This window comes from Halomonas sp. R57-5, from assembly GCF_900070345.1.
GTDB lineage: Bacteria > Pseudomonadota > Gammaproteobacteria > Pseudomonadales > Halomonadaceae > Vreelandella > Vreelandella ventosae_B.
Genome location: NZ_LN813019.1, coordinates 1,761,524 through 1,774,352 on the forward strand (window position 1 = coordinate 1,761,524; position 12,829 = coordinate 1,774,352).

The 12,829-nt window shown below is 52.7% G+C and carries 13 protein-coding genes; 8 read left to right on the forward strand and 5 right to left on the reverse strand.

The window, feature by feature from the left end; genetic code table 11:
• Positions 1–300 precede the first annotated feature (300 nt).
• The 3 genes from HALO_RS08030 (at position 301) to HALO_RS08040 (ending at position 2,274) form a co-directional block, all read left to right on the forward strand.
• The gene (locus HALO_RS08030) at positions 301–666 is read left to right on the forward strand and encodes a DUF7673 family protein (RefSeq protein ID WP_050713291.1); all 366 of its coding nucleotides are present in this window, start codon (positions 301–303) and stop codon (positions 664–666) included.
• Between the two features lie 93 nt (positions 667–759).
• Entirely contained in the window at positions 760–1,350 is a 591-nt protein-coding gene (locus tag HALO_RS08035) for a competence protein CoiA family protein (RefSeq protein WP_035584332.1), read from the forward strand.
• A 6-nt stretch (positions 1,351–1,356) separates the two neighbouring features.
• Entirely contained in the window at positions 1,357–2,274 is a 918-nt protein-coding gene (locus HALO_RS08040) for a hypothetical protein (protein WP_050713292.1), read from the forward strand.
• A 39-nt stretch (positions 2,275–2,313) separates the two neighbouring features.
• On the opposite strand, the gene HALO_RS08045 is transcribed toward HALO_RS08040, so the two are convergent.
• A complete protein-coding gene (locus HALO_RS08045) occupies positions 2,314–2,631 on the reverse strand; it encodes a hypothetical protein (protein ID WP_035584330.1) in 318 nt (105 codons plus the stop codon).
• A 261-nt stretch (positions 2,632–2,892) separates the two neighbouring features.
• Here HALO_RS08045 and HALO_RS08050 point away from each other — a divergent pair, with 261 nt between their 5' ends.
• Complete coding sequence (locus HALO_RS08050; protein ID WP_050713293.1) at positions 2,893–3,537, forward strand: SOS response-associated peptidase; 645 nt, start codon at positions 2,893–2,895, stop codon at positions 3,535–3,537.
• 69 nt (positions 3,538–3,606) lie between these two features.
• Here HALO_RS08050 and HALO_RS08055 read toward each other — a convergent pair whose 3' ends face one another.
• The 4 genes from HALO_RS08055 to HALO_RS08070 all read right to left on the reverse strand — a co-directional run bounded on the left by HALO_RS08055 (position 3,607) and on the right by HALO_RS08070 (position 5,312).
• On the reverse strand, positions 3,607–4,248 hold the full coding sequence (locus HALO_RS08055) for a hypothetical protein (protein ID WP_035584326.1): 642 nt from the start codon (positions 4,246–4,248) through the stop codon (positions 3,607–3,609).
• A gap of 57 nt (positions 4,249–4,305) precedes the next feature.
• Positions 4,306–4,674: a hypothetical protein gene (locus HALO_RS08060; RefSeq protein WP_152561161.1), complete on the reverse strand. Its 369-nt coding sequence runs from the start codon at positions 4,672–4,674 to the stop codon at positions 4,306–4,308.
• Positions 4,675–4,718: 44 nt separating this feature from the next.
• Positions 4,719–4,967, reverse strand: coding sequence for a helix-turn-helix domain-containing protein (locus HALO_RS08065; RefSeq protein ID WP_035584320.1), 249 nt, complete (start codon positions 4,965–4,967; stop codon positions 4,719–4,721).
• Between the two features lie 63 nt (positions 4,968–5,030).
• A complete protein-coding gene (locus HALO_RS08070) occupies positions 5,031–5,312 on the reverse strand; it encodes a hypothetical protein (protein ID WP_035584318.1) in 282 nt (93 codons plus the stop codon).
• A gap of 753 nt (positions 5,313–6,065) precedes the next feature.
• Between HALO_RS08070 and HALO_RS08080 the strand changes: the two genes are divergently transcribed.
• From HALO_RS08080 to HALO_RS08100, 4 genes are all read left to right on the forward strand, one after another.
• A complete protein-coding gene (locus HALO_RS08080) occupies positions 6,066–6,407 on the forward strand; it encodes a hypothetical protein (RefSeq protein ID WP_050713295.1) in 342 nt (113 codons plus the stop codon).
• Between the two features lie 12 nt (positions 6,408–6,419).
• On the forward strand, positions 6,420–6,782 hold the full coding sequence (locus tag HALO_RS08085) for a hypothetical protein (protein WP_050713296.1): 363 nt from the start codon (positions 6,420–6,422) through the stop codon (positions 6,780–6,782).
• A gap of 372 nt (positions 6,783–7,154) precedes the next feature.
• Positions 7,155–10,778 carry an SIR2 family protein gene (locus HALO_RS08095; RefSeq protein ID WP_050713297.1) on the forward strand — a complete coding sequence of 1,208 codons (3,624 nt, stop codon included), beginning with the start codon at positions 7,155–7,157 and terminating at the stop codon, positions 10,776–10,778.
• 553 nt (positions 10,779–11,331) lie between these two features.
• Positions 11,332–12,816 carry a hypothetical protein gene (locus HALO_RS08100; protein ID WP_035584302.1) on the forward strand — a complete coding sequence of 495 codons (1,485 nt, stop codon included), beginning with the start codon at positions 11,332–11,334 and terminating at the stop codon, positions 12,814–12,816.
• Positions 12,817–12,829 lie beyond the last annotated feature (13 nt).

The following is a 12,829-nucleotide window of genomic DNA, read 5'->3' on the forward strand; positions in this document are numbered from 1 at the left end:
GTCTAGCGTGTCTCATGGCTTCCATCCAATGAATCCACCATCAAGTGTTCCAATTGAAGTGCGCAGGGCATGCCTACTCAGCGCAGTCTGGTAAGCTCGAGCATGGCCGCGTGTATGCATTTGGCGCGTTCGCCATCAATGTGCCAATTGTTAGGCTTTCATTCTTTCATATAGGCTATACCGCCGCTTGTAATTACCGAAGACGGGGAGCTACATGGAACCTAAATTTTGTTCCGTAAGCCAGGCAACATGGCCATGTCCATACACGGCTCGCCAAACCAGACTTTAAACAGGCCCAAGATGACGACACCGGACTCCAAGCAACTCTCTGACCACGCCAGGCAGGCACACGAAAAAGTTGATGCCTTTGAGCCCCGCAAGATTGAGATACAAGACCGCGGCCTACCTGCTCTCCAGCGCTTGGCCGCCAATGCCTTGGGATATACCCACCAGCCACACCATATCCGACGCATACTGCTGGCCACCTATAACGGGGAAGCCTGGCCCCTCGATTTGACCCGGCTACGTAGGCTGGATGCTGACCTCATCGCTGATGCGCTTACGGTCATCGAATGGTCGACCTATGCCGATGCTGAGCTGTTTGAGTATCTGCCTGACGGCGMCCGCTTCATGCAGCAGCTCGCCGACATTGAACGAGAGCCCTAGCCGCATATGTCCCATACAAGCCCTACCCCCTCCCTTTCCAGGAGACAGCTACCGAGCATCTTCAGGTAGTGCGGCATCGCTTGGCGCCAGCTCATGACATACAGCGCAAAAATTCCCTACGGGCTTCGCCAGGACCGGCTGGTACATATCAGCCAGTTGACCCCGGCCGAACGCGGTGATCGTTGCGGCTGTGTCTGCCCAGAGTGCAGAACGCAGCTGATCGCCAAGATGGGCAAGATCGTTCGCCACTACTTCGCACACGCCCCGGGCATACGCCCATGCGCTGGCGGGGCTGAAACGGGCATACACCTGGCAGCGAAACAGCTGATCGCTGATCGTAAGGAAGCGCCCATCCCCCTGCTTCTAGCGCAGATCGAGGGAATGGATACCGATGGCTACAAGCACACCGAATCCAAGGTTATTTTTCCCGGCTGCGATCGGCAATCCGTGGATGACGCGAAGCTCGAGTTCAGCCTGGGTGACATCCGCCCTGATTTGATCGTGACCCTGGGCCAGGTAGAGATCCTGGTTGAGGTGGCCGTCACCCATTACATCGACGCCGAAAAACTGCAGCGACTCGAAAGCCGTGGCCTGCGCTGCATCGAAATCGACCTGGGGGATATACCGCGTGACCTGATCCCAGCTGACCTCGAGGAGCATGTCTTTAACTACCACCGGGCCTAATGGATCGTGAATCCCAAGATCCACGCAGAGCAGGAGAAACTGCGCCCCAGGCTCCAGCAGCAGATCGAGCGGGCCAACAACCGAATCGCTCAGGCAAAGGCTGCCCGGGAGCGCGAGGAACAGCGCCAGCGCGAACGCTATGCCCAGAGGGAGGCCTACTTTCAGGCACAAGCTGAGAAGCAAGCCGAGCAGAAGCGCCAATGGGAGGTGGAGCAGCGGCTGGCGCGAGAAAAGGCTCGAAAAGAGGCTGATGCCCGACAACGAGAGGCCGAGGCAACTCGCCAGCGGGAAGCCAAGGCAAGGGCCGAGGCCGAACGGAAACGGCGACAGGAATCCTGGGCTGACGAGCGCCAGCAACTCGACTTGGAAAGCATGCGCCAGCTTGCCAGGGAACTATCAGCGGCCTGCCAGCGTATCGAAAGCCACCTGGCCACGGCGCCAGCGTCATCACGGCTCTGCCTACCACTGGCACGGCGCCATGTCCAAAGAGACATCTACAGGATGGACCTGGAGCCCATCCCTGCCGCGATCGAGACACGCACCGAGTACGACTGGATGTTCGGGGTGCCTGCCCGGGAGTGGAAACTAGCGGCCTTCCTGGGGGCGGTTTATACCCGGGAGAACCTTCAACGACAGACCTGGATCGCCATCCAAGACATCGAGCGCTGCCTCGTTGAATTCGGATACCGGCCTGTCGTCGCACTTCACCGCGCCGAGCAGTTGCTGACTACGGCTCGATACTACCAAGTGCTTGAAGACGACCCCGCGATCMCTGCACTTGGGCAGCTGCCACGGCCGCTGGCTGCGATCGCAGAATTCGTTGCGGAATTGGACAATTTCAACATGATCCAGCTGCGGGCAGCCGAGCTGGATGAGCTTACGCTGACCCTCAAGCCTGCCGCCAGCTGGCGCTTACGCGAATAGCCGGCTCAAAGGCCGGCTACGGAGCTGGAAGTGGGGTGCTCAGGCAGAAAGGAATTGAGATTCAGCTTTGGCCTCGGCGTCCGTATAGACCTTGATTAGAGCACCGTCAGCGATTGCTTTGCCCTCGAGCGCATCCTTGACCAGGCAATACTCGGTGAACACTTGCCTAATGAGCTGACCGGCATCAGCCAGCTCGTCATCGATGTGGGTATCAGCATCCAGGGCATCCCAGTGCAGACCTTCTGACATCCCAGTGAGCATATCCTCGGCAGTGGTTTCCCGCGGGTCAGAGTCTTGGGCGATGAAATCGCTCACCACCAGCTCGATGAGGTGTTGGCGCTTATCTGATCCGGTCATGCTTGAGTATTCAGTCATTGGCTTACCCTGGTCTCGATATGTTCGGTGGCAACGTGGCGACCTACCAACCTGCCGCTTAGGTTATGCCTCCATTGTAGTGTGCAATGCACACTTTTTGCAATGCATTTAAGCGCACACCGGCAATCAGTCCTTGTCGAGCTACCAGCGATCGGCAGCTCGCGGTGTGTTATTCGACAATCCCTCGATTGGCAGTTATTTCTTACATTAACAGCTCAATGCGGCCCACCAGGGGGAGGGGATATGTGTAGTCGATACGAGGCGCCTGATGCCGATCAGCTGATGCATGCCTTTGGCGTTGCGCCAGATCAGGGGATGCAAAGCGAACTCTGGCCAGGGTACATCGGCCCATTTCTCCGAGCGCCCCAGGCAAGCGATCCCGATGACGAGGCCGCTCCCTCTGTGGAGGCACTGACTGGGATGTTTGGCCTACTGCCGTTTTGGGCAAAGGACACCAAGCTGGCGCGGAGAMCCTACAATGCGCGATCGGAAACGGCCGATAGCAAGCCGTCATTCCGTTCTGCGTGGCGCCAGGGGCAGCACTGCATTATCCCCGCGACGTCGATCTACGAGCCCGATTGGCGCTCTGGGAAGGCGGTCCCGACTCGAATTACTCGGGCAGATGGTGGCCTCATGAGTATTGCCGGTCTATGGGAGAAATGGACCAACCCAGACGGTGAGACTGTGCATAGTTACTCGATGCTCACGGTAAACGCCGACGTTCATCCCCTGATGCGAAACTACCACCGTCAGGGGAGCGAGAAGAGGATGGTGGTTGTCTTGCCGAACGGGGCGCTCAAGGACTGGCTGACAGCGCCAGCGGCAGAGAGCAAGGCGTTCATGCGGCAGTATCCAGCGGATCGACTGCAGGCTGAGCCCAGGCCCTAAGGGCTTGGCTTGATACTCAAGGGCTCAGCAATGCTGGCATGTTTAGCGGGTAATAGTTCAGGTCATGGCTTAAAGAGCTTGATTGTAAAGATTAGACAAAAACCGCTCAATAGTCTTGATAGTTGAGTCTATATAATTCATCTCGACCTTGATCTGGTTGTTCCAACCATAACCGAGGTCAGGAGTATTGTTTACAATGTTCTCTATAGTCGAAGGGGGGGTAGTGCTTTTCACATATCCCTCTTCGTGAACAATCTGGTTTCTCAGTTTATTCAAATCACTAATAGCGCTCCAAAGAGCGTTCATGCCGCCAGAACTGAAGTCTACGCTGACCATTTTTTCTAGGTACATTTTAGACCGAACAACCCCTTCACCTCTCAGGTCAGTCACCGCGATCGGCAAGCTGTTCTTCTTATCAACTCGCTTACACAGTTGGTGCATCTGCCTTTCAAGGAATGAGTAAAGAGATACGAGGGTCGACTTCCTAAATGTGTCAATGAAAGTATTTTCTATCTCGTGTATATCGTCGGATATAAACTCGATTATATCGTTGTATTCGTCCTCATCCTGACCGTAGTTATCTGGCGACAAGTCATAAGATTCGACAATCGCTCGTTTGTCACTTTGGAACTTGGCATCCAGCTCCTCCGTGTACTTTCTAAAGCCTTCAAGCCTTGCGACACAGGCGTCAATCAAAATACTTTTCATCATACTGCTGGATACTCCCCATTCTAAAAAATCGCGTGCTGCTTCCTCCCGATTATCAGCCTACCCCACCCAGGGCGTAATCGAAGTGATGGCATAAACCGAGCGCTCCGGCACACCTTCGGAGGTGTCGACACGTTCAATTTCCTGCCCCTCTGCTAAGGGCCGGTCAAGGAAGTCGATAAAAGTCTCAGTGGAATCGCCGTGACTCCACTCTGCCTGGTAGCAACGGCAGCCCTTGTTCACGTCTGTGAGCAGGAGAGGGTAGAGAGTCAATAACTCGCCAAGGTCGCTACGTTCCTTTGAATAGCCATATATCTCTTCTGTCTGCAGTCGACCATCTTGGTTCACGACTGCCACCAGGCGCATCACGCACTTGCGATCGGCCGTGTACTCAAGGTCGATCTGAATTGCCCTGTTGCCTGTAGTCATAGATGTCTCCGAGGGCATCTCATTCAACTCCATGTCTGTCAGCCTTAGCTCTTCGCCTTAGGAATCTTTACCCCATCCAGCTTGTAGTGCTCACCTAGCTCAATGGCGCGGCGCACCGACTCCAATACGGGTTTGCGCACAGCACGGTAGCGGGTCGAGCCAGGCGAGGCGAACCAACCCTTCACCGTCTCCACGCTGTACCCAGTCAGGGTGGCCACATGGGTCTGGTTCAAGCCATGCCTCTCCATAAGCTGACGGAGGGCTTCATTCGTTGGTGTCTCGGAAGTGCTCATGAATGTCTCTCTATATATCGCCACAGGCTAATGCCAGCAGCGCTAGTTCTTGGATGACGCTTACTAGGCCTCTAAGCCCCAACAGCGTCTAGCGCGATCCCTGGCACTCTCTCGGTCGAACGTATCAGGTAGAGCAGGGCAGCTGTCCTGGTTGAAGTGCGCAAGCAGATCGCCAAACAGCGAGGAGTCACGCAAGTCGAGGTCGATACCCACCAGCACATCGACCGCTTGGTGTATCTCCACGACAGACCAGGGCTCCAGTTGGGCAATGAACTCATTGTCACGAATCAGCCGCTGGATCTCTGGATGCTCCTTGATTGTCTCGAGCTGCACGGTTGACGCCATGAGGCCTCCGTTTTCATAGGTACTGTTGACAGTTTAATGTGCAATGCACACCAATTCAATACTAACCAATCGTCAAACAGCGCAAACCATAGCCCATGTAGGCAAGGGTAGAGTATGCCCCGAGCAATCTACCGCAGCCCAATCGATTATTAAAAAAGTGTTCTTTGCACACTATTATGAGGTTGCTTAGTCAACGACGCCTTATTGGGAGCCAAAATGTCCATTTACTTCATTCCACTCTTCTCGCTACCAACAATCATTGAAGGGCCTGGTGACTATCTCACTCGCGGCGGGGAGCGGGTTACTATTGAACGCACTTCAGCACGGCATGACTTGAACTGTGTGGGGCACTATTCGGAATGCGGTACAGCTGAGCGGTGGCATAAAACGGGCCGCATTATGGCGACCTCCGAGACTCGTAACGACATCGTAAAGCGCCTCTAAACGCTAACCAATGGTCAGGTATCAACCATGAACAGCCATAGCATATACCCACCGCTTAATTCGCCTGCAGTCCTGCCGGAAACCCTGAAGCGTGGCCTACAGGTTCAAACACGCTATTTCTATGCGGACAGCGCGCCTGGCAATAAAGCCACAGTAGTCCGCCACTGGAGCACTCCTGCAGGCATCCAGGTCCGCTGTAACTTTGGGAAAGACCTAGGGGGGAATAGCCTGCTGAAAACCATGCCGATCGACGCCCTATCCCTGGGAACGCCCGCATCAACTGACCAAAGAAAAAAAGGAACCGAATAGATGACCACCAAGAAGCACACCAAAAACATGCCTGACAGCAAAAAAACATTTGCGGAAACGGTAATGCCTCTCATGACTCACTTTTTGTTCTACATCACTTTATTTGCCATTTTAGTGGTGTTTTTTGTCTTCACTATAAACCCCAAGGCCTCTTTGCTTTCTGGCGCGACTATGTTGTCTATCCTCCTTCCCGCTTATCAAACCGTTAACGATAGCGGCTGGGACAAGGGGTTTCGCGAATTGCCAAAAGCCAAGCGTTGCAATCTTGTAATGACGATTATTGGCATGGTGGTGACTGCTATTTCATTCCTGGCAGGCMCCAGCACTCTGTTCGKTTGCTAGCAAGGGGGAGACATGCTTGCTGAAATTCAACTGGATATGTTGTTCAACGCCGATTTGAACGCGAACGACATGGCAATCATGCGTACTCAGCGGATGATAGCTCTCGGAGGGACTAAGGAAATGGAGCTGGCGCTGGCACGAATCCAGCTTGAGCCCCATGAGGGCCGGTGGATGTGGGCAGTATCGATCAACTCTTCAAACGGCAGCGAGAGCGGATACAGGCCGTTGCCGAAGTGGGGCAAATTTGCCCAGACCCGGGAGGGCGCTCTTGGAATGGCTGCCGATGAATTGCGAGGGCAGCTAGGCCGTCTGACAGATCGAGAGCGGTTGCGTGTCATTGCTTGGTKAGGGAGCATTCTGCCCGCCACCCAATAACGATCGGAAATTAAGACACCGTACAAAGGCCTCCACTTCTGTGCAGCCAGCCATAGCTCTCAGTGTATGTATCCTGGCTAACCAAATTGTTACGCATGCGAAACATCAACGATCTTTGAAAGGCCGGGTGACCCTCTTGCTAGAAGTGGAACCCATAAAGCGCATCATTAAGATCCAGACACGCGCTTTCTATACGGTCAGTGCCCCAGGCAATAAGGCCGAAGTGGTGCACTACTGGCGATCTGCCAACAAAATTGCGGCGTTGAATTTGTCCCAGAGAGACAAGTGGTTACTGACCACTTAGGAAAAAAATAATAGGTATGCTTATCTGCATGATAGCCTGCTACGAAACTAGCGGGGGAGGAGATGCAGATGGAGAGCCTAAAGTTTTCCAATGAAGGCCCAGCGTTCCCAGGCCACTTGGTAAATGCCATGTTCGCTGGTGACGTTGTGTTCCTGTGTGGTGCTGGCATCAGCGCCCCCCAACTCCCCACCTTTAAGGCGTTGGTTGATGAGTGCTTTGCGCGTCTTCGCTTAAACATGAGCGCTTCAGAAAATCAATCTTATAAGGATGGACGGTACGAGGAAGTGCTGGGATCAGCCAGTCGTAGAATTGTCGATCCAGCCGAGTTGGAAAGAACGATCATGGACTTGCTTGGTCCGCAAATTGATCATGATCTTAGCCACCACCACACCATCCTGAAGTTGTCACGCAATCTCAATAACCAACCATTAATCATCACCACAAATTTCGATACATTGCTTGAACAGGCACTATCGGAGCAAGAAGACCCAGAGCAAATAATATCGCTTAGTTTCGCTGGGCAAGATCTCCCGCCACCAGGCAATGCAAATTTTGGTGGGATTATCCACCTTCACGGCCGCATCGAGAATGAAGAGCTCGGGCTCAGTGCGACACCATTAGTTATGACAAGCTCAGATTATGGTGAGGCGTACATGCGTGCTGGATGGGCGTCACGATTCCTCTTTGATCTGTGCCGATGCAAGACAGTCGTCTTGGCTGGGTATCGTGCTGGTGATGCACCAGTAAGATATTTTCTGAATGTGCTTGAAGCTGACCGCCAACGTTTTCCAGACTTGCATAAAGTTTATGCCCTTGAAGCGGTAACCGAGGACAAGAAAGTCGATACTCGCTGGGAGGCCTTGGCAGTAGAACCTATCGCCTATAAATATCATATTGAGCCTGAGACTAAGGCTGAAAATCACAGCGTTCTATGGCGCGATCTTGAAAGGCTTGCAGATGTGATCGAGCGCCCCAGTGTGACACGTCAACAATGGKCACGCGAAATTCTCGGCAAACCCTTTGCTGAAGCCGATCCCCTTGAGCTAGATCGTATAGCTTGGCTGTATCGCGGACATCGCGACCTTTGGTGGGTTGCCATTAAAACGATTGAGGATGCAGATTGGTTCGATTTTTTAGCTGATCGCAAGCTATGGAGTGATGAAGAGGCGCCGCGGATTCTTGCTGCGTGGGTCGCTCTTGATTTCCAATCAGCTGACCGATTTCAGTTGGCGATAGAATGGTTAAGGAAGCTGGGGAAGCCGTTCGCACATGAGATCTCTCGCCGCCTTCAGCAGCCTCAAGCGCTCCCTGAGTTCTGGGTACGTGCGTGGCGTTTGCTATCAATCAGCGAGCCTAGACCGAACAACCAATCCGATGAAGCGATGCCGTCCTTTATGCTCGTACAAGTGCTCCAAAGTGCAGTAGTGCTTAATGACGACTTGGAGCGGGCTGTTAGGCTTCTTAGGCCTGTTCTCGAGCTGAGACCAAAACTCACCAGCTTTTACACTGAACCCGATCCTGAGACACCAGAAAGGATTAATCAGCTAGCCTGGCCATATCTTCGATTGCGAGATGAAGTCGGCGCGGAAAGGCTAATGAATGCTCTTATCGAGTTTCCACAGCCTCAGGTCATTATGTCTATTGCAACCGCACAACTAGCGTCCGTAGCTAGGCTCTCGCTCGACATCGGCGACATCAGCGAAGACTTTGACAGAAGCAGTAGTAACGTACCCTCTATCGAGCCACACCCACAAAATGCTCATCGAGACGGATTGATCTACCTCGTACAACTACTCGCCAGCAAACTCCCTGAAGCGGCTGACGCGGATTGCCTTACTACCCGAAATCTTGTTGACGTGTGGCCAACGATGCCAGGCCAGCTCGGCACCCGACTTTGGCTCCATGCGTTGCGTAACAACAAGTTATTCACTGCAAATGAAGCAATTGAAGGGCTAATGGCTCTTACGCTCGCCGATTTCTGGACGTTGCGCCGCGAACTTGCCCTCGTCTTGCGAGACCGCTCAGCGGATGCCGATGCGGATTCGTTAGCCCTCATAGAACACCGTATTCTGACCGAAGGTCAGAATTACTTCGATCGCTACGAAATAGAGGCAGGGCAAGCCGACTGGCGAGTTCATGCTCTCGATACCGCCGTGTGGCTGCGGCTCAATATGCTAGCCGTTGCTGGCAGACTTTCCGATGCGGGTGCGGCCGAGTTAGAGGAAATTAAGAGGCGGCGCGATTATCTTGCTCGGGAAATCGATGACCAAGATTTTTTTGATTCATACTCATCTGGAGTGCGATTGGTCAAGGGTGACGCTCAGCCGATAATGGACGCTTCAGACACAGATCGAATTGAAATCGCACGCAAAGCTATGCACAGCCAAGACATAGAGCAGCAACTGGGCTGGAGAGCCTATTGCCAAGCCGATCCCCATGGCGCGTACGACACGCTAACGCAAGAAGAACTCGACGAGCCGAATGCCTTACTTTGGAGCGGTTTAATCGAAACCTTGTCTACTGCTAAAGAGGAGAGCGATCAGAGCCGCAATCAACTTGTATCGAGCATTTTTTCAGCTTTAGAGCCAGCAACCAACGAATTCCTCGCGCTAGTTATTAATCCCCTCGCAAACCTTTATGGCAGTGCTCAACGGCGACCTGAGTCTACAGTTATCAAATGGTGGCCGAGGCTATTCGACATTGCAGTGAATAACGATTCGACTCCCTTTGAGTTGGGTAATGATCTCATTGATGAAGCGATCAATTCACCCGGGGGGCGTCTGACAATTGCGGCTTTAAGTGACATCAGTGAACACAAGCAATCAGGCGAGCCAATCAACCTGGAGCTTATTAACGCGATCACCCAAGCTGCTTCAGCCGAGGGCCGACAGGGGGTGATGGCGCGTGCAATACTTGTTGAGAACGCGGCTTTTGTTGACTCGCTTGATGAAGAGCAGATCAACAAACCGCTTGAAATGGCTCTTAGAGGAGATACGAGCGAAGCCGTGGCGTTGCGATCGGTCATGGTAGTGCATGGGCGCCTATCGCGGCCCGCTTATCGAGCGTTCAGCAAGCATATCCTTCGTGGAGTTACTGAGGTCGATAGCCAAGGGAGTGCCCCTACTGTTGCGGCCAGGATTATTTCGCCCGCGCTGTCTATTGTAAGTGGAGATTCAGAGTCTGCGGACTGGGGCATCATGCTAACGGACGTCGCTGAGGCTCTGCGCAGTGGCCCACCAGCGTTGCGCGTGGGTGCCGCAAAATTCCTGAATCAATGGATCACCTATCAGTTCAAGGGAGACCCATCCACAGCATGGCGCAGCTACATAGGGCCATTACTCGCGAAAGTCTGGCCTCGCGAGCGGATGCTGCGTGAGAGGGAGCTAACTCCCCATTTTGCAGACTTGGCCGTAAATTCAGGAGAAGCCTTCCCAGAAGCCCTTAATATGCTGCAGCCTTATCTTGAAATATCTGAAAATCAACATGTCACACATACAATCTCTAAGACGCAAATCCCCGAGAATTTTCCCAGCGAAACGCTGGCTCTACTTTGGAAATTGTTTGGTGTGGGTAGCACCGGAGATCTATATAACGCCCACCAGATATTAGACCGACTCATCGAAGCTCAACCTAATATTGAGGTGGATAGGCGTTTTCAATGGCTAAACCAGCGTACTGTCCGATATGAATGATCAACCACACGCAAAACGGTATTAGGTAAGCCGCCACCAGGACTACACACTGCCGATCCTTCTACCGGCAGGGCAGAACTTAAAATGCCTGCTGGCGCCTTTGGGCCTGAGGGAGGTGGTTCGGATTGAGGTAGGGCGGGGAGACCCGCCTTCCCCTAGCCAGGGAAGGGGACTGAAAGGTATCCGCTACTGGCCTCGCCACAACCAGCAGGCGGCAAGGTTATCAACCATCTGCAATTACGCCTGGGCAGCCTGGCTGGCGCCAGGAGCAAGAAACAACGGCAGATAAAAACGGATTTGAAGCCGCCGATAAGCCGCTGAATGTGGCACAGCTATTTACACTACAACGGTTAGTTCTAGGGCTGTTGTAGTCGAGGAAGTGGCCCTATTAAGACTATGATCACATCACCACTGTGACAGAACCGTATTACCAATAACTTTTATAGCATTTAAGAAATTGATTTTAAACATGTTTGCATCATCATCAAAAAAGACGGTTCCACCACGTAGTGGAATGTTATAAATAGCGCTCTGTGACATTGGAATCTGACACATGTTAGCCGATACMCTGAAAACTCTTGGTCCTTGCTTGAGCACGGACCTGACAGACTACTTAGTAACCCATAAGGGGTTGTCTCAACAGGCGGCGCGTCAGCGCGTAAGCCGAGGTGGCGTGCGGATAAAGCGGCTAGCACATCTTCCTTTCGGCAGAAGGGCAAAATTTCTTTATCACGAAGACGACTTCGCGTCTCCACGGTATTGGGAAAATCTTTATGAAGCTATATTCAAAGCAAACGGACCCTATGCACGCGCCTTAGGGGCCGTTCAGGCACGTGGCGCCGTGCCACTGGAACATTTTAAAGGCGCATGTGGTGCGCCTGTTGCTCAGAGAAAGCAAATCTCCGCAAAAACATTGTTGGATCGTATGATCTCCGCGAACGTTTTAGTCGAGGAAACCTTGCCTGGGCTGGGGCTATGCGTGATGACCAAGGAGACGTATGAACGTTATCAGAACCAATTGGATAAACTAGCGGCTGCTACCCGATCTCGTCTCATCGCAGAGAGCATCTTATTGGATAGTGTTCGAGAATGGCTGCGAAGATTGGCTATGGTGAGTTACAACTCTGTTCGGACACGTGAGTCGGAGATGCCTCGTGTTGGCACCTTTAACTGGGATTTGACTGCTCCAAGCTACCTAACATCCGTAATAACTCGACAGAAGGATGAAGGGATTAAGCCAGGCTACGTAGTATGCGATATATTATTGATCGACCACGCGCAGCTTACACATGTCGAACCTTTCTTGCATAAAGTACGGTCACTAAATGCGCTCAAAAATATCGGGCGGACCATGTTTATTATGGTGGCACATAGCTACGATGAGGATGCATTCAGAGCCTTGCGATCGGCTGGCATTATGCCAGCCACCCCAAAATCTCTATTCGGAGAAGACATTGCCATTGGCTTTCGTGAACTTATTCAAACGCTCAAGAAAGCTGCCAAGGGTGTCGTCGAACCTGTTAAGTTTGATCAACTTTTCTCTACGTTCGGTAAACTTGAAGGTGCTGTCGGCAACATGCGGGGCGCTTTCTTCGAGTTATTAGTGGCCGAGGTGGTACGCAAAACAGCAGCGGGACAAGTTAAGTTGAATAAGATATGCAAGGGTGCAGACGGCGATGCAGAGGTGGACGTTTATCATCTAAACGAAGGTATCACAGCCCAAATGATCGAATGCAAAGGGGTCGCACCCGACACCTTCGTTGACGATGATGCTGTAGGGGTGTGGTTGACTACACGGATTACTCGTGTGCGTCATCATCTTCAAAGACTTGGGTGGTCAGATCCGCTTCCTCGTTTTGAACTTTGGACTAGCGGGGCGTTGTCCACACAGGCTCAGGAGAGGGTGGAAAGGACGCGGCTCGCCAATGCAAAAAAATTCGAACTCTTAGTAGTAGAGGGCGATGCGCTACGTACCTTGGTCAAGGGTTTGAACGATAAAGCATTGCTCAACACATTCGAACAACATTTTTTGCCATAGATGACCACATGAG

What these genes read in the sequence shown, in the direction of transcription:
- HALO_RS08035 (WP_035584332.1), top strand. Translation starts at nt 760, where the DNA reads ATGACATACAGCGCAAAAATTCCCTACGGGCTTCGCCAGGACCGGCTG.
- HALO_RS08045 (WP_035584330.1), bottom strand. Translation starts at nt 2,631, where the DNA reads ATGACCGGATCAGATAAGCGCCAACACCTCATCGAGCTGGTGGTGAGC.
- HALO_RS08055 (WP_035584326.1), bottom strand. Translation starts at nt 4,248, where the DNA reads ATGATGAAAAGTATTTTGATTGACGCCTGTGTCGCAAGGCTTGAAGGC.
- HALO_RS08060 (WP_152561161.1), bottom strand. Translation starts at nt 4,674, where the DNA reads ATGACTACAGGCAACAGGGCAATTCAGATCGACCTTGAGTACACGGCC.
- HALO_RS08065 (WP_035584320.1), bottom strand. Translation starts at nt 4,967, where the DNA reads ATGAGCACTTCCGAGACACCAACGAATGAAGCCCTCCGTCAGCTTATG.
- HALO_RS08070 (WP_035584318.1), bottom strand. Translation starts at nt 5,312, where the DNA reads ATGGCGTCAACCGTGCAGCTCGAGACAATCAAGGAGCATCCAGAGATC.